The organism is Bosea sp. ANAM02 (assembly GCF_011764485.1).
In the GTDB taxonomy this organism is placed as follows: Bacteria; Pseudomonadota; Alphaproteobacteria; order Rhizobiales; family Beijerinckiaceae; genus Allobosea.
In genome coordinates, this window is record NZ_AP022848.1 from 4,499,175 (window position 1) to 4,519,969 (window position 20,795).

The 20,795-nt window shown below is 67.1% G+C and carries 21 protein-coding genes; 8 read left to right on the top strand and 13 right to left on the bottom strand.

Annotated elements, in window-relative coordinates:
* Positions 1-321: 321 nt before the first annotated feature.
* The 5 genes from OCUBac02_RS21460 (at position 322) to OCUBac02_RS21480 (ending at position 5,159) form a co-directional block, all read left to right on the top strand.
* Positions 322-1,092: an ABC transporter ATP-binding protein gene (locus tag OCUBac02_RS21460; RefSeq protein WP_173048535.1), complete on the top strand. Its 771-nt coding sequence runs from the start codon at positions 322-324 to the stop codon at positions 1,090-1,092.
* Positions 1,079-1,825: an ABC transporter ATP-binding protein gene (locus OCUBac02_RS21465; protein WP_173048537.1), complete on the top strand. Its 747-nt coding sequence runs from the start codon at positions 1,079-1,081 to the stop codon at positions 1,823-1,825. The genes OCUBac02_RS21460 and OCUBac02_RS21465 overlap by 14 nt, the downstream gene beginning before the upstream one ends.
* 58 nt (positions 1,826-1,883) lie before the next feature.
* The gene (locus OCUBac02_RS21470; RefSeq protein WP_047579291.1) at positions 1,884-3,089 is read left to right on the top strand and encodes an ABC transporter substrate-binding protein; all 1,206 of its coding nucleotides are present in this window, start codon (positions 1,884-1,886) and stop codon (positions 3,087-3,089) included.
* Positions 3,090-3,256: 167 nt separating this feature from the next.
* Positions 3,257-4,144: a branched-chain amino acid ABC transporter permease gene (locus tag OCUBac02_RS21475; RefSeq protein ID WP_173048540.1), complete on the top strand. Its 888-nt coding sequence runs from the start codon at positions 3,257-3,259 to the stop codon at positions 4,142-4,144.
* A 22-nt stretch (positions 4,145-4,166) separates the two neighbouring features.
* Positions 4,167-5,159: a branched-chain amino acid ABC transporter permease gene (locus tag OCUBac02_RS21480; RefSeq protein WP_173048542.1), complete on the top strand. Its 993-nt coding sequence runs from the start codon at positions 4,167-4,169 to the stop codon at positions 5,157-5,159.
* A gap of 134 nt (positions 5,160-5,293) precedes the next feature.
* On the opposite strand, the gene OCUBac02_RS21485 is transcribed toward OCUBac02_RS21480, so the two are convergent.
* The gene (locus tag OCUBac02_RS21485) at positions 5,294-5,824 is read right to left on the bottom strand and encodes a hydrolase (RefSeq protein WP_173048544.1); all 531 of its coding nucleotides are present in this window, start codon (positions 5,822-5,824) and stop codon (positions 5,294-5,296) included.
* A 130-nt stretch (positions 5,825-5,954) separates the two neighbouring features.
* On the opposite strand from OCUBac02_RS21485, the gene OCUBac02_RS21490 reads away from it, so the two are divergent.
* Together OCUBac02_RS21490 and OCUBac02_RS21495 are read left to right on the top strand one after the other, a co-directional pair.
* Positions 5,955-6,401 (top strand): MarR family winged helix-turn-helix transcriptional regulator, encoded by a 447-nt coding sequence (locus OCUBac02_RS21490; RefSeq protein WP_173049775.1) that lies wholly within the window; start codon positions 5,955-5,957, stop codon positions 6,399-6,401.
* Positions 6,402-6,560: 159 nt separating this feature from the next.
* On the top strand, positions 6,561-8,015 hold the full coding sequence (locus OCUBac02_RS21495) for an MDR family MFS transporter (RefSeq protein WP_244639012.1): 1,455 nt from the start codon (positions 6,561-6,563) through the stop codon (positions 8,013-8,015).
* Positions 8,016-8,131: 116 nt separating this feature from the next.
* Here OCUBac02_RS21495 and dapD read toward each other — a convergent pair whose 3' ends face one another.
* The 6 genes from dapD to OCUBac02_RS21525 form a co-directional block, all read right to left on the bottom strand.
* Positions 8,132-8,974: a 2,3,4,5-tetrahydropyridine-2,6-dicarboxylate N-succinyltransferase gene (dapD, locus tag OCUBac02_RS21500; protein WP_047580860.1), complete on the bottom strand. Its 843-nt coding sequence runs from the start codon at positions 8,972-8,974 to the stop codon at positions 8,132-8,134.
* Between the two features lie 61 nt (positions 8,975-9,035).
* The gene (cobF, locus tag OCUBac02_RS21505; RefSeq protein WP_173048548.1) at positions 9,036-9,794 is read right to left on the bottom strand and encodes a precorrin-6A synthase (deacetylating); all 759 of its coding nucleotides are present in this window, start codon (positions 9,792-9,794) and stop codon (positions 9,036-9,038) included.
* A gap of 52 nt (positions 9,795-9,846) precedes the next feature.
* Positions 9,847-10,092, bottom strand: a complete 246-nt coding sequence (locus OCUBac02_RS21510; RefSeq protein ID WP_173048550.1) for a hypothetical protein — start codon at positions 10,090-10,092, stop codon at positions 9,847-9,849.
* A 55-nt stretch (positions 10,093-10,147) separates the two neighbouring features.
* Complete coding sequence (locus tag OCUBac02_RS21515; RefSeq protein ID WP_173048552.1) at positions 10,148-10,468, bottom strand: hypothetical protein; 321 nt, start codon at positions 10,466-10,468, stop codon at positions 10,148-10,150.
* A 292-nt stretch (positions 10,469-10,760) separates the two neighbouring features.
* Positions 10,761-11,540, bottom strand: coding sequence for a VOC family protein (locus OCUBac02_RS21520; RefSeq protein ID WP_173048554.1), 780 nt, complete (start codon positions 11,538-11,540; stop codon positions 10,761-10,763).
* Positions 11,541-11,565: 25 nt separating this feature from the next.
* Positions 11,566-12,552, bottom strand: a complete 987-nt coding sequence (locus tag OCUBac02_RS21525; protein ID WP_465247739.1) for a TRAP transporter substrate-binding protein — start codon at positions 12,550-12,552, stop codon at positions 11,566-11,568.
* Positions 12,553-12,738: 186 nt separating this feature from the next.
* Between OCUBac02_RS21525 and OCUBac02_RS21530 the strand changes: the two genes are divergently transcribed.
* A complete protein-coding gene (locus OCUBac02_RS21530; RefSeq protein ID WP_173048556.1) occupies positions 12,739-13,614 on the top strand; it encodes an aldose 1-epimerase family protein in 876 nt (291 codons plus the stop codon).
* Positions 13,615-13,780: 166 nt separating this feature from the next.
* On the opposite strand, the gene OCUBac02_RS21535 is transcribed toward OCUBac02_RS21530, so the two are convergent.
* The 6 genes from OCUBac02_RS21535 to OCUBac02_RS21560 form a co-directional block, all read right to left on the bottom strand.
* Complete coding sequence (locus OCUBac02_RS21535; protein WP_173048558.1) at positions 13,781-15,370, bottom strand: ABC transporter substrate-binding protein; 1,590 nt, start codon at positions 15,368-15,370, stop codon at positions 13,781-13,783.
* A 71-nt stretch (positions 15,371-15,441) separates the two neighbouring features.
* Positions 15,442-16,947, bottom strand: a complete 1,506-nt coding sequence (locus OCUBac02_RS21540; protein ID WP_173048560.1) for a serine hydrolase domain-containing protein — start codon at positions 16,945-16,947, stop codon at positions 15,442-15,444.
* 11 nt (positions 16,948-16,958) lie between these two features.
* Positions 16,959-18,119 carry an amidohydrolase gene (locus OCUBac02_RS21545; protein WP_173048562.1) on the bottom strand — a complete coding sequence of 387 codons (1,161 nt, stop codon included), beginning with the start codon at positions 18,117-18,119 and terminating at the stop codon, positions 16,959-16,961.
* Between the two features lie 246 nt (positions 18,120-18,365).
* Complete coding sequence (locus OCUBac02_RS21550) at positions 18,366-18,581, bottom strand: hypothetical protein (RefSeq protein ID WP_047572732.1); 216 nt, start codon at positions 18,579-18,581, stop codon at positions 18,366-18,368.
* 93 nt (positions 18,582-18,674) lie between these two features.
* Positions 18,675-19,415 (bottom strand): M48 family metallopeptidase, encoded by a 741-nt coding sequence (locus tag OCUBac02_RS21555; RefSeq protein ID WP_173048564.1) that lies wholly within the window; start codon positions 19,413-19,415, stop codon positions 18,675-18,677.
* 45 nt (positions 19,416-19,460) lie between these two features.
* Complete coding sequence (locus OCUBac02_RS21560) at positions 19,461-20,765, bottom strand: polyhydroxyalkanoate depolymerase (protein ID WP_173048566.1); 1,305 nt, start codon at positions 20,763-20,765, stop codon at positions 19,461-19,463.
* Positions 20,766-20,795 lie beyond the last annotated feature (30 nt).

Sequence of the window (20,795 nt, forward strand, 5' to 3'; positions counted from 1 at the left end):
TATGGACGAAAGATGGCCGTCGCTTTTACCGCAACACGCCCCGGCGGTAAACCGGAACGTCTCTTCGTCGCGCGGAACGCGACGCCGGTTCAAATCTTTCCCGTGTCGCGCGCCGGGCAGCGAGCATCGAACCGCCGCGGAGGCCCCCGCATCCTTCATTCGCACGAGACAGCGCACATAGACGAAGGGATGAGTGCACGCCTGCCAAGACCGCTTTGAAACCCGCCAGCGTTGACTTATGCCCTGAGCGCGGTGCAGCATGACATGCAAGGGGAACCGCTTAAAAAAGAAAGATAAAGCTGATGGAGGCTGGCAACCGGCATGCCTGAGGACACTATTCTTTCGACATCAGGCCTCACCAAAGAATTTGCCGGCTTTACAGCTGTAAACGGCGTCGACCTCAACGTGCGCCGCGGCTCTATTCACGCGCTGATCGGCCCGAACGGCGCGGGTAAGACGACCTGCTTCAATCTGCTGACCAAGTTCCTCGCGCCCACGCGCGGCGCGATCGTCTATAACGGTCGCGACATCACGCGCGAGAAGCCGGCCGAGATCGCGAGGCTCGGGCTGGTGCGGTCCTTCCAGATCTCGGCCGTGTTTCCGCAGCTCTCAGTGCTGGCCAATGTCCGGATCGCCCTGCAGCGACGCAAGCGCGGCGATTCCTTCGACTTCTGGCGCTCGGAACGGTCGCTCAAGCAACTCGATGCCGAAGCGGCCGGCCTGATCGACGCCGTCGGCCTCACGCCCTTCCTCGGGCTGACCGCGGGCGAACTCTCCTACGGCCGCAAGCGCGCGCTGGAGATCGCGACGACGCTGGCGCTCGATCCGGAGATGCTGCTGCTCGACGAGCCGATGGCCGGCATGGGGCGCGAGGATGTCGAGCGCATCGAGGCGCTGATCCGCAAGGTCTCGCAGAACCGCACCATCCTGATGGTCGAGCACAATCTCTCGGTCGTCGCCTCGCTCTCGGACCGCATCACCGTGCTGGCGCGCGGCCAGGTGCTGGCGGAAGGCGATTACGCCACCGTCTCGAAGGACCCGCGCGTGGTCGAGGCCTATATCGGCTCGGGAGGCGGACATGGCCACCACTGAGGCCCTGAAGGCTCCCATGGCTGCCGCCGGCACCGCCCCGCTGCTCAAGGTCCGTGGGCTCGAAGCCTGGTATGGCGAGAGCCATGTCCTGCACGGCATCGATTTCGACGTCGCGCCCGGCGAGGTCGTGACGCTGCTCGGCCGCAACGGCGCCGGCAAGACCACGACGCTGAAGTCGATCATGGGCGTGCTGGCCAAGCGCAAGGGCTCGGTCGTGCTGGAGGGCAAGGAGACGATCGCCCTGCCCTCGCGTTCGATCGCCCGGCTCGGCATCGGCTTCGTGCCGGAGGAGCGCGGCATCTACTCGACCCTCTCGGTCGAGGAGAACCTGATGCTGCCGCCGCAGGTGCGCCCAGGCGGGCTCTCGCTCGACGCGATCTTCACGCTCTTTCCGAACATCAAGGAGCGTCTGAAGAGCCAGGGCACCAAGCTCTCGGGCGGCGAGCAGCAGATGCTGGCGATCGGCCGCATCCTGCGCACCGGCGCGAATCTGCTCCTGCTCGACGAGCCGACCGAGGGCCTCGCCCCCGTCATCATCGAGCAGATCGGCCGCACCATCGCGAAACTGAAGCAGGACGGCTTCACCATCATCCTGGTGGAACAGAACTTCCGCTTCGCCCAGACGGTGGCGGACCGGCACTATGTGGTCGAGCAAGGCAAGGTCATCGACATGATCCCGAATGCCGAACTCGACGCCAATATCGACAAGCTGCATCGCTATCTCGGCGTCTGAAGCAGCGCGACCCATAAAAGCAGCCGGCTCAGCCGGCATCCATAGAGGGAGAACGATCATGAAGCTGAAGACGATTCTCGCGACCACGGCGCTTGCAACCCTGATGGCTGTCCCGGCGCTCGCCCAGCAGATCACGGTCAAGGCCGGCGTGCTCAACGACCGCTCGGGTCTCTATGCCGACCTCTCAGGCGAAGGCTCCGTCATCGCCGCGCGCATGGCGGTCGAGGACTTCAAGGCCGCCGACAAGGGCATCAAGGTCGAGATCGTCTCGGCCGACCACCAGAACAAGCCCGACGTGGGATCGACGATCGCCCGGCAATGGTACGATCAGGACGGCGTCGACCTCATCCTCGACGTGCCGACCTCCTCCGTCGCGCTGGCGGTGAGCCAGATCACCAAGGAGAAGAACAAGGTCCATATCAACTCCGGCGCCGCCACGTCCGACCTCACCGGCAAGGCCTGCAACGCCAACACCATCCACTGGACCTACGACACCTACGCGCTCGCCCAGGGCACCGGCGGCGCCATGGTCAAGGCGGGCGGCGACAGCTGGTTCTTCCTCACCGCCGACTATGCCTTCGGCCATGCGCTGGAGCGCGATACCTCCGCCGTCGTCACCAAGGCGGGCGGCAAGGTGGTCGGCGCCGTCCGCACGCCCTTCCCCGGCACGGACTTCTCGTCCTTCCTGCTGCAGGCACAGGCATCGAAGGCGAAGGTCATCGGCCTGGCGAATGCCGGTGGCGACACGATCAACTCGATCAAGCAGGCCGGCGAATTCGGCATCGTCGCGGGCGGGCAGAAGCTTGCGGGCCTGCTCGTCTTCCTGACCGACGTCCATTCGCTCGGACTTCAGGCCGCGCAGGGCCTGGTCCTGACCGAATCCTTCTACTGGGACAGCAACGACGGCACGCGGGCCTGGTCGGACCGGTTCTCGAAGCTGAACGGCGGCAAGCGCCCGACCATGGTCCAGGCCGGCGTCTATTCCGGCATGCTGCATTACCTCAAGGCTGTCGAAGCAGCGAAGAGCAAGGACGCGGGCGCCGTCGTGGCCAAGATGAAGGAAATGCCCACCGACGACCCGCTGTTCGGGAAGGGCTCGGTGCGCGCCGACGGCCGCAAGATGCACGACATGTACCTCTTCGAGGTGAAGAAGCCCGCCGAGTCGAAGGGCGCCTGGGATTACTACAAGCAGCTCGCCGTCCTGCCGGCGGAGCAGGCGTTCCGCCCGCTTGCCGAGAGCGAGTGCCCGCTCGTCAAGAAGTGAGCGCCTGATCGCCATCTGAAGCCCTCCGCAGTCATCCCGGGCGACACTGGTCGGCCCGGGATGCATCGGAGGGTTCCGGAACCCCAGGACAGGCCCCGGTTCCGGGTTTCGCCCGGCCCGGACGGCGGGGGTTCGACAACAACCTCACGAGATGATCTGAGCCCATCATGTTCGAGCTTCTAGGCGTTCCGCCGCAGGCGCTGTTCGGTCAGGTCCTTCTCGGCCTGATCAACGGCTCGTTCTACGCCATCCTCAGCCTCGGGCTGGCGGTGATCTTCGGGCTGCTCAACATCATCAACTTCACCCATGGCGCGCAGTACATGATGGGCGCCTTCGTCGCCTGGATGTGCCTGAACTATCTCGGCATCAACTACTGGGCTGCGCTGCTGCTGGCACCGATCATCGTCGGCGCGACCGGCATCGCGATCGAGCGCCTGCTGCTCAAGCGCATCGCCCATCTCGACCATCTCTACGGGCTGCTGCTGACCTTCGGCCTGGCGCTGATCATCCAGGGCCTGTTCCGCAACCAGTACGGCTCGTCGGGCCTGCCCTATGCCATCCCGCCGCAACTCGCCGGCGGACAGAACCTCGGCTTCATGTTCCTGCCGAACTACCGCGCCTGGGTGATCGTCGCCTCGCTCGTGATCTGCCTCAGCACATGGTTCCTGATCGAGAAGACCAAGCTCGGGGCCTATCTGCGGGCCGCGACCGAGAACCCGACGCTGACCCAGGCCTTCGGCATCAACGTGCCGCTGCTGGTGACGCTGACCTATGGCTTCGGCGTCGCGCTCGCGGCCTTCGCCGGCGTGCTCGCCGCGCCGATCTATTCGGTCAACCCGAACATGGGCGGCGACCTGATCATCGTCGTCTTCGCGGTGGTCGTGATCGGCGGCATGGGCTCGATCATGGGCGCCATCGTCACCGGTTTCTCGCTCGGGCTGATCGAGGGCCTGACCAAGGTGTTCTACCCTGAAGGCGCGGCGACCGTGATCTTCGTCATCATGGTGCTGGTGCTGCTGGTGAAGCCGGCCGGCCTGTTCGGCCGTGCGGCCTGACGCGCAAGCAAGGACTGAAGACATGACCGACCTTGCCTCGACCGATGCATCCGCCAGCGGCCGCGCGCTGAGCGAAACCGACGACAGCACGGCACGCCTGCACCGCAACCTGTTCATCGCGATCGCGGCGGTGCTCGTGGTCGCACCCTTCGTCGCCTACCCCGTCTTCGTGATGAAGGTGCTGTGCTTCGCGCTGTTCGCGCTCGCCTTCAATCTTCTGCTCGGCTATGGCGGCCTGCTCTCCTTCGGCCATGCCGCCTATTTTGGCATGGCGAGCTATGTCAGCGCCTATACCGCCAAGCACTGGGGCCTGACGCCGGAGCTTGCGATCCTGCTCGGCACCGCCGTCAGCGCGGTCCTCGGCCTCGTCTTCGGCGCGCTCGCCATCCGCCGCCAGGGCATCTATTTCGCGATGATCACGCTGGCGCTCGCCCAGATGGTATTCTTCTTCTCGCTGCAGACGCCACGCTTCACCGGCGGCGAGGACGGCATCCAGGCCGTGCCGCGCGGCAAGTTCCTCGGGCTGATCAGCCTTGCCGACGACCGCGCCCTCTACTGGCTCGTCGCCGCCATCTTCCTGGGCGGGCTCCTGCTGATCTACCGCGTCATCCACTCGCCCTTCGGCCAGGTCTGCAAGGCGATCCGCGACAACGAGCCCCGCGCCATCTCGCTCGGCTACCGCGCCAACCAGTACAAGCTGATGGTCTTCGTGCTCTCGGCGACGCTGGCCGGCCTCGCCGGCGCGACAAAGGCCATCGTCTTTCAGCTGGCATCGCTCACCGACGTCTATTGGACCATGTCGGGCGAGGTCGTGCTGATGACGCTGGTCGGGGGCTTAGGCACCGTCTTCGGCCCGATCGTCGGCGCCATCGTCATCGTCGCGATGCAGAACTATCTCGCCACGCTCGGCGCCTGGGTCACCGTCGTCCAGGGCGTGATTTTCGTGCTCTGCGTCCTGCTCTTCCGCGAGGGCATCGTCGGCGTCATCGCCAAAGCGATCAAGAAGCCGCTTTGATACCATGACAGAGCGTCATTCTCGGGCGTAGCGAAGCGGAGACCCGAGAATCTCCGGATACGAAGAAGCCGGAGCCTCCTTCGGCTGGAGATGCTCGGGTCAAGCCCGAGCATGACGGCGAGGGTGATAAGAAGCTACCGGATCAGCTTCGAGACCGTGCGGAACTGCGGATGCTCGGCGCTCCGCAGCCATTCGAACAGCACCATTTCGGTGGTGACGATCTCGGCGCCCTGGCTCGCCATGCGCTGCAACGCGATCTCGCGCGAGATCGGCACGCGCGAGCCGATCGCATCGGCGACCACGACGACGCGGCGGCGGTGCTCCAGCAGCGTCAGCACTGTCTGACCGACGCAGACATGCGCTTCGCAGCCACAGATCACCAGGTCGCGATCTCCTGCCACGGCCTCGAGGAAGGCAGGCTCGGCGCAGGCGTCGAAGCTCATCTTCGTGATGGCCGGCGCGACCTGCGTCAGTGCCGGCACCGTCGCGCCGAGACCGCGCGGGTACTGCTCGGTCAGGACGGCGGGCACATCGAGCAGGCGCGCCGCCTCGGCGAGGCGGCCGGCATTGAGCAGGACCGCCGCGCCGTCATGGATCGCCGGCATCAGCTTCTCCTGGAAGTCGATGACGACCAGCATGGCCTGTTTTGCGGTGAGCAGCGGCATGATCGGCCTGTCCTCCTGGCGCCGTCCGGGAGCTTCGCAGCGCCCCAGGGCGCCGCTCCGTCAACCCGCGTGGAATCTGTTCAATACAGCTTGGCTTGACTTGCCTAACGGCAGTCAACATGCAGACAACATGGACGGCAAACCGATCGTTCCCTTCGCGACGACGCTGCATGTGCGCGACCATTGCCTGTGCCTGCATGTGCAGCGCGCGGCGCGGGCGCTGGCGCGGCGCTTCGACGAAGCCTTGCGTCCGGTCGGGCTGACCAACGGCCAGTTCTCGCTGATGATGGCGCTGAACCGCCCCGTCCCGGCCACGTTCGGCCCGGTCGCCGAGCTGCTGGCGATGGACCGCACGACGCTCACCGCCGCGCTCAAGCCGCTGCAGCGGCGCGGCCTCGTCGCCGTCGCGATCGATCCGACCGACCGCCGCGGCCGCCTGCTCACGCTGACGGAGGACGGCATGGCCCTGCTCGCGGCGGCCGTGCCGATCTGGCAACGGACGCATGAGGCGATCGAGGCCGCCATGCCCGGCGGCGCGCCGGCAACCTTGCGCGATACCTTGCCCAGGCTGGGCTGAGCTGCGGCAGCTTGTCCCGCCTGCGCCGCAGGGCCGCCCCGCCAACACGCCGCTGGCGCATGGCGCGCGCCGGGACTACCCTCCAGCCATTCCTCAGACGCAAGCAAGATCACAATCGCCATGGACAAGCGGCTCGACGCCCCAGCCCAGGCCGCGGCCATGACGCCCGCGGACATCCGCTCGGTCCTGATCGGCGTCATGCTGGCGATGTTCCTCGCCGCGCTCGACCAGACCATCGTCGCGACCGCGCTGCCGACGATGGGGCGCGAGCTCGACGACGTCACGCATCTCTCCTGGATCGTCACGATCTACCTGCTGGCCTCGACCGCGGTGACGCCGCTCTACGGCAAGCTCGCCGACATCCATGGGCGGCGGGTGACGCTGCTCGCCGGCATCGTGGTCTTCGTGATCGGCTCGATCGCCTGCGCGCTGGCCCCTTCGCTCTGGCTGCTCGTCCTCGCGCGCTTCGTGCAGGGGCTCGGCGGCGGCGGGTTGATCGCGCTGGCCCAGACCATCGTCGGCGACATGGTGCCGCCCAGGGAGCGCGGACGCTATCAGGTCTATTTCGCCAGCGTCTTCATGTCCTCCTCGCTGCTCGGCCCGGTGCTCGGCGGCTTCCTCGCGGAAAAGCTGCACTGGTCGGTGATCTTCTGGATCAACCTGCCGCTCGGGCTCGGCGCCCTCTGGATGTCGAGCGAAGCCCTGAAGCGGCTGCCGCGCCACGAGCGCCCGCACAAGCTCGACGTGCTCGGCGCCATGCTGATGACACTGGCGACGGTCTCGCTGCTGCTCGCCCTGTCCTGGGGCGGTACCGCCTATCCCTGGGTCTCACTGCCGATCGCCGGCCTGGTCGGCGCCTCACTGGTGCTCTGGGGGCTGTTCGCCTGGCGGCTGCGCCGGGCGGCCGAGCCCCTGATTCCGCTCGACCTCTTCGGCAATCGCGTCGTCCGACGCGGCACGGTGGCCGCCGGCTTCGGCATGGGCACGTTTATCGGCCTGACCATCTACCTGCCGCTCTATTTCGAGACGGTGATGGGCCTGAGCGCCACCCATTCCGGCCTCGGCCTGCTGCCGCTGACCTGCGGCACCGTTCTCGGCGCGACCAGCTCCGGCCGGGCGATGTCGCAGCTCACCCATTACAAGCGCGTGCCACTGGCCGGGCTCTTCGTCGCGATGGCCGGTGCGGCGGTTCTGGGCGCTTTCTCCGGGCAGATTTCGCTCCTGCCCTTCTGCGTCATCCTGGCGATCGTCAGCATCGGCTTCGGCACATTGCTACCCGTCGCGACGGTCTCGATTCAGAATGCCGTGCAGGCGCATCAGCTCGGGACGGTGACGGCGGTGGCCAATTTCTTCCGCCAGATCGGCGGGGCGCTGATCGTCGCGGTGTTCGGCGCGATCGTGCTCGGCGGCGTCGGTGGGGTCGGCGCCCAGCTCTCGCCGGAGGCGCTGAAGCTCGGCACCGTCGACCGGCAGACCATGGTCATGCTGTTCCGCTATGTCTTCGGCGCCGCCAGCCTCGGCTTCGCGCTGGCCTGGCTGTCGCTGGCGCGCATGCAGGAACTGCCGCTGCGCGGACGCGCCGTCGAGGCAGCCAAGGCCATCGGCGGCGAATAGGAGGAAAGCCGAGCGTCATACCCCAGCGAAGCAAGGCAGGGCATCGCCGGACGAGAGAGCGCTGGTTTCCCGGATGCCCGGGTCAAGCCCGGGCAAGACGCTTCAGGGCCGCGACCTCAGTCGCGCAGCAGCTCGTTGATGCCGGTCTTGGAGCGCGTCTGCGCGTCGACCGTCTTGACGATGACGGCGCAGGAGAGCGCCGGGCCCGGCGTGCCGTCCGGGAAGGGCTTGCCCGGCAGCGAGCCCGGCACCACGACCGAATAGGGCGGCACCTTGCCGACATGGACCTGGCCGGTGGCGCGGTCGACGATCTTGGTCGAGGCCGAGATGAAGACGCCCATCGAGAGCACCGAGCCCTCGCCGACGATCACACCCTCGACGACCTCGGAGCGTGCGCCGATGAAGCAGTTATCCTCGATGATGGTCGGGTTGGCCTGAAGCGGCTCGAGCACGCCGCCGATGCCAACGCCGCCCGAGAGATGCACGTTCTTGCCGATCTGGGCGCAGGAACCGACCGTCGCCCAGGTGTCGACCATGGTGCCGCTGTCGACATAGGCGCCGATATTGACGAAGGACGGCATCAGCACGACGCCCGACGCGATGAAGGAGCCCTTGCGAGCGGCGGCCGGCGGCACGACGCGGAAGCCGGCGGCGCGGAAGCGGTTCTCGCCCCAGCCCTCGAACTTGGAGGGCACCTTGTCCCAGAACACGGCCTCGCCCGGACCATTGGCCATGATGACGTTGTCGGTGAGGCGGAAGGAGAGCAGCACCGCCTTCTTGAGCCACTGATGCACGATCCAGTCGGCACCCTGCTTCTCGGCGACGCGGGCCTGACCGGCATCGAGCATCTCGATCGCCTGCTCGACGGCTTCGCGGACGGCGCCTTTGGTCTGGACGCCGATCTCGGCCCGGTTTTCCCAGGCGGCGTCGATGGTCTGGTTGAGATCGGCGAGGGACATCGGGTGGCTCCGGCGCTTCCAGAAGGATCGGCGCGAGCGATGGCGGATGCAGGCGGCTGCGTCAAGCCGGACGGCGGCGCAGCAGATAGGTATCCATGATCCAGCCGTGCCGGGCGCGGGCCTCCGCCCTCACCGCGGCGATCTCGGCCGAGAGCTCTGTGAGCGGGCCGGCGCGCAGGATTTCGTCGGGCGTGCCGAGATAGGCGCCCCAGAAGATATCGAGCCCGGCCGGATCGATCCTGCCGAAAGTCTGTTCGCCGTCGAGCATGACGACGACGCTGTCCTGATCGGCCGGGAAGCCCGCCGCAAGCCGGCGGCCGGTGGTGATCAGGATCGGCGCGCCGATCGTGTTGAGCGGAATGCGGTGGCGCGCGGCCAGCACCTGCACGCTGCTGATGCCGGGATAGACCTGCCAGTCGAGATCGAAGCCGGAAGCGGCCACGCGCTCCATGATGCGCAATGTGGAATCGTAGAGCGCCGGGTCGCCCCAGACGAGCAGCGCGCCGGTCTGCCCATCCTGCAATTCGGCTTCTAACAGGGCACGGTAGCGCGCAGCGATGCGCTCGTGCCAGTCGTCGACCACGCCGTGATAGTCGTTGCCGGCCTCGGCCCGGCGCGGGATCGCGACGGGAACCGTGCGATAATCCGGCTTGCGGATGAAACGGGCGCAGATCGCCTCGCGCAGGGCGCGAAGGGCCCCTTTTTCCTCGCCCTTGTCGGGGATGAACAGGATATCGGCGCGGTTCAGCGCCTCGATCGCCTCGACCGTCATGTGGTCGGGATTGCCGGCCCCGATGCCGATGATGAGGATGTTGCGCATGCCGCTCCGCCGTTCGCGGCGGCTTAGCATGCCCTCTAAGCAGAATGCGAGATCAGGCCCGGCCGAGCACGGCCATGCGGGCGAGGTCGGTCTGCGGCGTCGCGTTCAGCGCCAGCGCCGCCTGAAGCGCCTCCAGATCCGCCTGGAGGCGCGGAAGCCAGCCGCAAGGGCATGGCTGGTCACCGCAATGAGCATCCGCCACCTCTCCGTAGACAGAACCGACCGCTGCCGCCGCCAGCTCGATCAGGGTGAGCGGCGGCAGGCGAGTATCGTGGAGCGCGGCGCAAAAAGCTGTCATGACCGCTTCCCGGAGCTCGGCCCGGGCGGTCTCCAGCGATTCGGCGCTCCCCTGATCAGGCTGCACGGTCGATGCCTTTGATGGCGGCATGGAGGCGGCGCTGCGGCCCTTGCAAGGGCTTGGGTTCGCGCGGGAGTTCGGGCCCCTGCAGGGGTTTGGGGCCCTGCTCGGGCAAGGTCACGACCAGCAGATCGACAAGGCGCTGCATGCGCGGCGGCAGAGCCGCATCGGCGTCGGGATCGCCCGGCCCCTTGGCCAATGCGAGCGCGCGTCGCAATTCCGGCCGGCTCGCCCCGGTGCGGACGATCTCGCGGATGATGATCTCGTCGATACGGCCGATCGCGGCCGCGACATCGACCTCGGTGACGCCACCCATTCGGTTTCTCCGCCGGCTGATTCACTGATCGCGGGGGAGAGATAGGCGCGTCGACGATTCTATGCAAGCCTTTGTTATTACTACGTAAATAGAACTATTTTAATGTAGGCAGCTACTCTCGCCCGCAGGCGTGACGGCATCATGACGCCGCTAAGGAGGCAACGTAGCCTTCGTCCCGAAGAGCCGCGACGCGCGTCTCGAAGGATGCTCCAGAGCCTCCTGAAGCATCCTTCGAGACGCCATTCCCAAGGGAATGGCTCCTCAGGATGAGGGCTCGGAGAATAATCAGCGGCTAGAGGTCGCGGACGATTTCCAGGCTGGCACCGTGGGTAAGATCTTCGTCCAGCCGGGCATCGTCGGGGCCGTAGAAGGAGATGGCTTGAGCGCCCTGCCCACGACGGACGAGATGCTCACCGATGCTGGCCGCGGCCGGGCCTTGCGCCTCGGCAAGCGATAAGGTCTGCCGGCCGATACGGAACTGCGCGAGCCCGAAGCCGAGGCCGGGAACGCCGCCAATGGCGACCGGTTCCCGCCCGAGCACGGCCCGGTAGCGGGCGACCGAGGTCGCGAGGTCCTGCACCGCCACAGTGACACCGGCGACGCCCGTCACGCCATTGGCGTGGCGACGGGCCGCCCCTTCGGGCACGCGCAAGCTGCGGGCCGTGACATCGGTGCAGAGGAACGGGATATCGGGCTCGGGCGGGCGGGCCGAGCGCCAGGCGATGCGCGTGCCGTCCGGCTGGAGCCGGCCGCCATCGATCGGGCCGTCCATGACAATGCCGGCGGCCCGCGCGCGGGCGAGGTCGGCATCGAGATCATCCGGCAGCACGGCATAGTCGACGAGGCCGGGGCCGGCGCGGTCGAGCACCTGCCACCAGCGGAAATCCGGCACCGGCCGCGGGAAGGCGATGATCTCCAGATAAGCACCATCCTCGAACACGACCAGCGCGTTGCGCGAGCCGCGCGGATGCTCGCCGCCGGGCAGCACCGTGAAGCCAAGCGCGGCGTAGTCGCGGACGGCCGCGTCGAGATCGGTTACGGCGATGACGATATGGTCGATCGAAAGCGGCATGGTTCTCGTCCCGTCAATGCTGGTTTCAGGCGCCCTGCGCGATGGCTTCGATGCCCGGCATGCCGCCGAGCTGCGGCGCGAAGCTCTCCCAGACCTTGCGCGCGCCGTCCTGCCAGCCCTGGCGGTTCTCGGCCGGCACGACCTTGCCTCCTTCGGCCCTGGCGCGCGCCATCGAGGCTTCCTCGTCCGCCCGCATCAATTCGTCGAAATAAGCGATGCCCTCGGTCACCGCGGCGGTCAGGGCCTCGCGATCCTGCCGAGCCAGGCCCTTCCAGAAGGGCGCTGCGAACATCACGACGCCGCTCGCCCAGATATGGCCGGTCTCGATCAGCACTGGCACGACCTCGTACAGGCGGAAGCCGACATAGGCCGATTTGGTCAGGTCCATGCAGTCGACCACGCCGGTCTTCAGCGCGTTATAGGTCTCGGGGATCGGGATCGGCGTGGGAAAGGCGCCGAAACCCGACCAGAGCGCGGTATGAAGCGGGCTCTGGATGACGCGGATGCGCTTGCCCTTGACCGAGGCGGGCGTGGTCAACGGCTCCTTCGCCAGGAGATGGCGGGCGCCGTAATTGATGAAACCCGGCACGACGAAGCCCTGCGCCTCATAGAGCTTCCGAAGCTCCGTGCCGAGCGGCCCGGACAGCGTCCGGGCGAGATGATCGCGATCACGGAACAGGAAGGGCAGGTCAAGAATCTGCCCGGCCGGCACCCAGGCCGAGAGCGAGGACACGGTCGAGAGCGCCGCCTGGATCGAGCCGAGGCGCAGGCCCTCCGCCACCTCCTTCTCGCCGCCGAGCGCGGCATTGGGCACGATCCGCAGATCGAAGCGGCCGGGCGCCGTGCGCTCCAGGATCTCGGCGATGCGCCGCCAGATCTTCGTCTCCGGCTTGTCCTCTCCCAGAAGCGAGGCGACGGTCATCGGCCGGCCGGCGGCGACAACCCGACCGCTCCTGAGGATGGCCGGCGCGGCAAGCGAAGCGGTGGCGAACTGGCGGCGGGTGATCGGCAAGGCTTGCCTCCTTCGGCACAGATAGGGGGATCGCCCGAAACGCGCCTGGCTTCAAGAGGATATGGCGCTCGGCAGACGGACACGCCGTGCATGCCCTCTGCAACGACGCTTTGTGCAGGCAACGAAGCAGTGGATTTCGTCGGCGCCGATCGGCTAACCGGGACGAGACCGCCGACGGAGACGATGATGAGCGAGACCCATGAGATTGCCTCCGACAGGCTGCGCGCGACGGTGCGGGCACAAGGTGGCGAATTGATCGCGCTCTCCGACGCGAACGGGCCGGCGCTCTGGCATGGCGGGCCGGACTGGCCGCGCCATGCGCCGGTGCTGTTCCCGATCGTCGGGCGGCTGAGCGACGACAGGCTGGTCCATCAGGGGCGTTCCTACCGCCTAACCCAGCATGGCTTCGCCCGCGATAGCCTGTTCACATGGCTCGAACGTAGCGCGGATCGAGCCGTGCTGGAATTGCGGGAGAGCCCGGAGACCCTGGACATATATCCGTTCCGGTTCGTGCTGCAGATGATCTACGCGGTCGCAGGCGATACGCTGACCGTGACCTCGCGGGTAAGCAATCCGGCCGAAGTACCGTTGATCTGCGGCGTCGGTGCGCATCCCGCCTTTCTCTGGCCGTTGAGCGAGGGCGTCGCGAAACAGGCGCATCGCCTGACTTTCCCCCAGGCGGAGCCGGGCCAGGGTCGCGGCGTCGAGGCCGGCCTGCTGACCGCGCCGATCCCCCTGCCCTTCAAGGGCACGGAACTCGATCTCGACGAAAGCCTCTTCGTCAACGACGCGATCGTGATCCCCGATACCGCCAACCGCTCGGTGCGCTTCGCGGCGCTGGACGTGTCAGGGCGGGAGAGCCGCGCCCTGACCGTGAGCTGGGAAGGCTACAAGGACCTCGGCATCTGGTCGAAGCCGTCAGGGGCGCCGTTCCTGTGCATCGAGCCCTGGTACGGCATGGCGAGCCCCGCCGGATGGCGGGGCGAAATCGCGGAGAAGCCCGGCATCCTCAGGCTGGCGCCGGGCGAGAGCCGCGATTTCATCTGGCGGGCGACCCTGTAGCATTTCACCCGCGCCGTCATCCCGGGCGGAGCGAAGCGGAGACCCGGGATCCATTCCGGAGCACAGCCGATAGAGGCTCAGGTGTGGATTCCGGATCGGCGCGGCTGACGCCGTTTGTCCGGGATGACCTCTCAAAGGGCAACCCTGGAGAACTCGCCCTCGCCCTTCACTTCTTCTCGACATTCCAGAACAGCATGACCGGCGCCGCCAGAACGCCGGTGATGTTGGTGCGCCTTGCATAGGGCTGGTCGAACTGGCCGAGCACGCGATAGGGCTGCATCTCGGCCAGACGCTTGTGCAGCGCCTCCAGCGCCAGCTTGCGGCTGGCATCGTCGGGCGCATCGACGAAGGCGCCGCGCAGCTTTTCGGCCTCGGCATCGCAGGGCCAGCCGGCCCAGGCCCGTTCGCAGGCCATGTTGGTGCCGATATTGGTCAGGGGCGACTGCATGGTCGCGCCCGAGGCATAGGTGACGAACAGGTTCCAGCCGCCCTGGTCCGGCGCGCTCTTGTTCTGCTGGCGGGTGGTGACGGCGCCCCAGTCCGAGAACTGCACGTCGACATTGAACCCGACCTTCTTCAGCGAGGAGGCCGCGACCTCCGCCATGCGGCCGATCGGAGCGATGTCGTTGCTGGTCGTCAGCACCAGCTTTTCGCCCTTGTAGCCGCTCTCCTTCAGGAGTTCGCGCGCCTTGTCGAGATTCGGCTTGGCATAACCTTCGGTCCCGACCTCCGTGCCGTTCGGGCCGCCGCAGACGAAATAGGCGTTGCAGCGCTTCCACCATTCCTCGTCGCCGAAACCGGCCGCGAGGAAATCCGCCTGCTCGGTCGCGTAGGCCAGTGCGAGCCTGGCCTTCGGATTGTCGAAGGGCGGGTGGAGATGGTTCGGCCGCAGCATCACCTGGTTGGCGAGGTTGGAGTAGCGGTCGACCTTGACCTGCTTGTTGGCGGAGATGACCGGGATGAGGTCCTGGCTCGGCTGCTCCCAGATGTCGATCTCGCCCGTCTGCAGGGCGGCGGCTGCGGTCGCCGCATCCGGCATGATCTGCCATTCGACCCGATCGACCTTGACGACGCGCCCGCCGGCGAGGCCATCGGCCGGCTCGGACCGCGGTACATAGTCGGGATTGCGATCATAGACGACCTTCGAGCCGCTGCGCCATTCCTCGCGGTTGAACTTGAACGGTCCGGAGCCGATCGTCTCGGTGATCGGCTTCATCGGATCGGACTTGGCGTCGGACTCGCGCATGATGACCGGGATCTGGCCGACGGCCGAACCCAGGGCGAAAGGCACCAGCGCCATCGGGCGCTTCAGCTTGAGGCGGAAGGTGGCGTCGTCCACCGCCTCCATGCCCTCGGTATATTCACCGAGCTTGCCGCCGATCGTATCGCGCTTCATCCAGCGGCCGAGCGAGGCGATGACGTCCTTCGTCGTCACCGGCTGGCCGTCATGGAATTTCAGCCCCGGGCGGAGCTTGAAGGTCCAGGTCAGCTTGTCCGGCGAGGTCTCGAAGCTCTCGACCATCTGCGGCTTCGGCTGGAGGTTCGAATCCCAGGCGAAGAGCGTCTCGTAGATCATCAGCCCGTGCATACGGGTGATGACGATCGAGGCCGCGACCGGATCGAGCGTCTTGAGATCGGCATGCGGAGCGACGCGCAGGATGCGGTTCGAGGCCGGCTGCGACTGCGCCGATGCCTGAAGCGGCAGGAACGCGGCGGCCGACAGCAGCAGCGCGGCGGTGAAACGGGACAGTTGCATCGGGTTTTCTCCTCCTTCGTCACCGGCCTTGCGGCACCACCCCTCTGCGGAGCCGCTTCAGCCGGCGCGTTTCAGGCTCGTTTCATCTGCAAGATCCTTGCCCGATGGCCGGCAACCCGCAAGCCGCCTTCCGCATCGAGCCAGAGGCAGGGTCGCGCAAGCCAGGGCCCGTGCAGGTGGCTGGCGAGCGCGCGGCCGTTCGGCAGCGGCGTCAGGCGTGAGACCGTCCCGCCGGCAGGCCAGGGCATCAGCGCCGTGCCGTCGGCCCGGATTTCGATCTCCGTGCCGAACCGGGGGTCGCGCCAGCGCCCGACGAGCCGCGCGTCGAGCGGGGTATCGGCCGGCACGCGCCGGAGCGACCGCTCGACGCCGCCGATCAGGCCCGTGAGACGATCCTTGCCTTCCTGCTTCAGGCGGATGTCGAGATAGGCCGGCAGGCTGCGCAGGCCGCCTTCGCCATCGGTGATCAGGCGCTCGAAGCCACCCATGAAGCTGATCGAATCCGCGGCGATCTCGGCCCAGAACGGCCCCTCGTCGCTGGCGAACAGGCCGGCAGGCGCGCTCGCGATCGTCGGCAGGTCCTGCCCGAGCAAGGCCGCCAGCACCGTCAGGGCCGGCCAGAGCGCTTCCTCCTCGCGATTGGACAGCACGACGACGCCGACGCCATGGGCCGGCGACATCCAGAAATGGTTGCGATAGCCGGCGAGCGAGCCGCCATGGCCGACGATCCCGGTCTCGCCGAGCCGGCTGCAGACCAGGCCCAGCCGGTAGACGCTCTCGCTGCCATCAGCGAAATGGCGGGGCGCGGTCAGGCGCTCCAGCATGCCGGCGAGCGGGCCGCGCCCCGCCAGCAGGGCCGAGGCCCAGCCGGCAAGATCGGTGGCGGAACCGACGATCCCACCCGAGGCGGAGAAATGCGGGCCGTTATGGCCGCGCCGCCAGGCCGTGCCGTCATTCCAGTAGCCGGTGGCGAGGCCGGGAACGATCTCCGAGCCGTCATAGGGCAGGCGGAAGGCGGCGCCCAGTTCGCCGGAGAGCTCCGCGACAGTTTCCTTATAGGGCTTTCCGGTGACCTGTTCGAGGATGCGCTGGCCGAGCCGCCAGCCGGTATTGGAATAGGCCATCTCGGTGCCGGGCTCGGCATTCAGCGCGGGAAAGCGGCAGGCCATCGCGAAGACCTCTTCCGCGCTCAAGGTCGCAGTGAAGGGCACGCCCTGATGCCAGAGGGCCTCCATCATGTCCGGCAGGGCGCCCGTCATGTCGAGGGCGCGGCCGAGTTCGACCGCGGCGAGCGGCGCCGGCAATTCGCCGAGCCAGCGGCCGAGCGGCGCATCGAGCGGAATGCCGGCCCGCAGCAAGGCGACCGCGAGGATATGCTTGCTGATCGAGGCGAAGCGGTTCGGCGTCTGCGGCGTGAAGGGCACGCCGTATTCGATGCTGGCGAGACCGCCGGCAAAGGACTCGCGCACGCCGTCGCGGTCGAAGAGCACGACGGCGCCGCCCGGGCCCGCCGCGCTCTGCCAGTTCGCGACGATTTCCTGCGCGCGTCTCGCCGCGCCGGTCCAGTCCAGTGCCATGCGCCCCTCCATCAGCCCTGCGGCCGGGCTTCGCCGAGCAGATTGCGCAAGGCCCGCATGAAGACGCGCGCGCCGGGGCCGATCGCATCGTCCGGGAAGTCGAAATCGGGATTGTGCAGATGCGCGGTCTCGCCCGAGCCGAGGAGGAACATCGCGGACTTGGAGCGGCGCCCGAACAGGCCGAAATCCTCCGAGCCACGCGAGGGCGGCGTCGGACCGTGCGGCACCTTCTCCTCGTCCATCGCCCGGCGCAGCATCGCGACGGCCTCGGGCTCGTTCTCGCAATGGTGGAAGATGTCGTGATAGCTGATCTCGACGGCGAGCCTCCCGGCCTCGGCCGCTTCGCGCGCCAGTTTCTCGGCGGCTTCGCAGAGCGCGCCCATCTGCGCATCATTGACGGTGCGCAAGGTCGCCCAGAGCTCGCCATGGCCGGGCGCGATGCCGAAAGCCTGCTCGCCGATCTCGACATGGGTCACCGTCACCAATCGGAAATTGGCGTCGAGCGGCCCACCGGGGCCAAGCGCCGTCAAGGCAGGGATCAGCGTCGCGATGGCAGGAGCCGGCGAGCGGCCGTGCTCGGGGGTCGAGGCATGCGAGGTCTCGCCGGTCAGGACGATCTTGATGCCGCGCGAGGCACAGTTGGCGGCGCCTTCCGAGATGCGGGCATGGCCGACGGGCACCCCCGGACGGTTGTGAAGCGAGAAGGCGTAATCCGGCATGATTTCCTCGAATTTCGGATCGGCCATCACCGCGGCGGCGCCGGCGCCGGTCTCCTCTGCCGGTTGAAAGAGCAGGATGGCGCGGCCCTTCCTGGGCGGATTGCGCTGCAGGCCACGCGCCAGGCCGGCGAGGATGGTCATATGGCCGTCATGGCCGCAGAGATGACCCTTGCCGGGAATTTCGGAGCGATGATCGCTGCCGGAGAGTTCCTCGATCGGCAACGCGTCGAGCTCGGCGCGGATCAAAACGGTCGGGCCTGGCTCGGCACCCTCGTAGATCGCCGCGACACCATGGCCGCCGAGCTCGGTGACGATGCGGTTCGGCCCCGTCGGCTTGAGGAAATCGACGATGGTCGCGGCGGTTTCGCGCTCCTCGCCCGAGATTTCAGGCCTGCGATGCAGCCGATGCCGGAGATCGACGAGATCGACCATATCGCTGTTGGTGGGGAACACAGATGAAGCCTCCCGGGTCGCTATGCGGCCGGCGGATCGCCGGCTCTTGCCCGGAAAGGTTCGACACTTCAGCCGCTTCGGCAACCCGCGTCATCGCCGGGGGCGGCATGCGCGGGCGCTGGATCGGAGCATTTCCGCGTTTCTCCGAAATCGCGAAAATGCTCCGGCTTCTTGACTACCGCATATTCGCTGACGCGGACCTTCGGTTCTTCACGCGAACCGGCATCCACTTCGCTCGAAAATGCTTTAGTTGCCGAGCTCGGCCTCGATCTCGGCGTCGAAGGCCTGGGCCAGCATGGCGCGGCACGCCTCGGCCTGCTGGCGCGCCGAATCCAGCGCGATATGGGGGAGGATCTCGGCGAGATCGCGCAGGGCGAAATCGACGGCCGAGAGGAGGCCCAGCGCCGGCTCGGCAATGGCAGCCGGCTTTTGCGGCAAGCGGAACGCAATGACCTGACCCATAGGCATACTCACGCTGAAAGCGAATCGGCCCTCAGTGTGCGGCGGCAGGCTTCAGAAAGTGGTTAACGGCGAAATTGCGGCGGGAGCGATTGCTCAACCATAGCCATGCAGGCCGGCGCCATGGCGCTTCAGCCAGGCCTCCGCCTCTTCCGTATGCGGGCAGAGCTTGTGGGTCAGCGCCCAGAAGCGATGCGAATGGTTCATCTCCTTGAGATGCGCCACCTCGTGGGCCGCGAGATAGTCGAGCACCGCGGGTGGCGCGAGGATCAATCGCCAGGAGAAGCTGAGATGCCCCTGCGAGGAGCAGGAGCCCCAGCGGCTCGTGGTGTCGCGAATGGTGATCTTGCGGGCGGGAATGCCGAGCGTCGCGGTGTGGCGGCGCACCGCTTTTTCGAGATCGTCGAGTGCGAGCTTGCGCAAGAAATCCTTGACCCGGCGCGAGACATGCGCGGCATCGCCTGCGACCGCGATGACAGGCGCGCCGTCGCTATCGCGCGTTGCCTGCGTCAGCCCGCGCGCCTTCGACCAGTGGACGATGCGATGCGGCACGCCGCGTAGCGGTATGCTCTGGCCGGGCTCGAACGGCACGGGGCGCGGGCGCCTGGCCATGCGCGCGGCGATCCAGCCGCCATGATTCTCGGCGAAGCTGCGGCCTGCCGCGAAATCGGCGCGCTCGGGCAGAGTCAGGGTGATCTCGCCCGTCGCCTGCGAGACGCGCAACGTCATCCGCCGCGCGGCGCTGCGACGCTTGACCAGAACGGCATAGCGCGCGCCGGCATGCACGACCTCGATCCGATCGGGATCCGGCTGGCGCCTGAACAGGGAAATGCGCATCGCCCACGATTGTGCGGGATTCGCGGGCGATGGGGAAGAGTTGCCTTAACCGACGACCTTGAGCGCCTTGCGCTGCTCCTTGGCGCTGTCGTCGCGACGCTCCTTGGCCGCCTCCATGTCGAGGCTGACCATGAAATCGGAGATACGCGGCTGGATCTCGGCGCGGAAACGCGAGCCGTTGAAGACGCCGTAATGACCGACCTTCGGCTGGAGATAATGGACGCGCTTGTCGGCGGGGATATTGACGCAGAGATCATGCGCGGCCTGCGTCTGGCCGACGCCGGAGATGTCGTCCATCTCGCCCTCGACCGTCATCAGCGCGACGCGACGGATGGCGGAGAGATCGACCGGCTTGTCGCGATGCATCATCTCGCCCTTGGGCAGGGAATGCTTCACGAAGACGGTGTCGACGGTCTGGAGATAGAACTCGGCGGTCAGGTCCATCACCGCCAGGTATTCGTCATAGAAGTCGCGGTGCTTCTCGGCGGAATCGCCGTCGCCGCCGACGAGATGCTTGAACATGTCGTAATGGGCGGTGACGTGACGGTCGATATTCATCGCCATGAAGCCCGAGAGCTGCATGAAGCCGGGATAGACCTGCCGGAAGGCGCCCAGGCTCGGGAAGGGCACGACCGTGATGCAGTTGCGGCGGAACCAGTCGGTGCCACGTTCCATCGCGAGCTGATTGACGGCCGTCGGCGAGCGGCGGGTATCGATCGGGCCGCCCATCAGCGTCATCGAGCGCGGCGCGCAGGGGTCGGATTCGGCCTCCATGCGGGCGATGGCGGCGATGACCGGCACGGAAGGCTGGCAGATCGCCATGACATGGGTGTCCGGCCCCAGCTTCTGCAGCATGCCGATGACGTAGTCGATATAATCGTCGAGGTCGAAGCGCCCCTCGGAGAGCGGCACGAGACGGGCATCGACCCAATCGGTGATATAGACCTCGTGGCCGGGCAGGAAGGCCTCGACCGTGCCGCGCAGGAGCGTGGCGTAATGGCCCGACATCGGCGCGACCAGCAGCACCTTCGGCTGCGGCTTGCGGCGGTTTGATGGAATCTTGCGGTCGAAATAGACCAGCTTGCAGAAGGGACGCTCCCAGACGACCCGCTCCTCGACGGCGACCTTGACGCCGTTGATCGTGGTTTCGTCAAGACCGAAGGCCGGCTTGCCGTAGCGCCGCGTAACGCGCTCGAACAATTCGCAGGATGCCGCGACCGTCCGGCCGAACGGCGTGTAGGTCAGCGGATTGGCCGGGTTCTTGAAGGCCAGATGCATCGCATCCGACATCCCACGCACCGGGCTCACCATCATATGAACCGCTTCGTAGGCATGGTAGGCAAACGACATGGCAGCCCCGTACATACGATCAATCGTCCT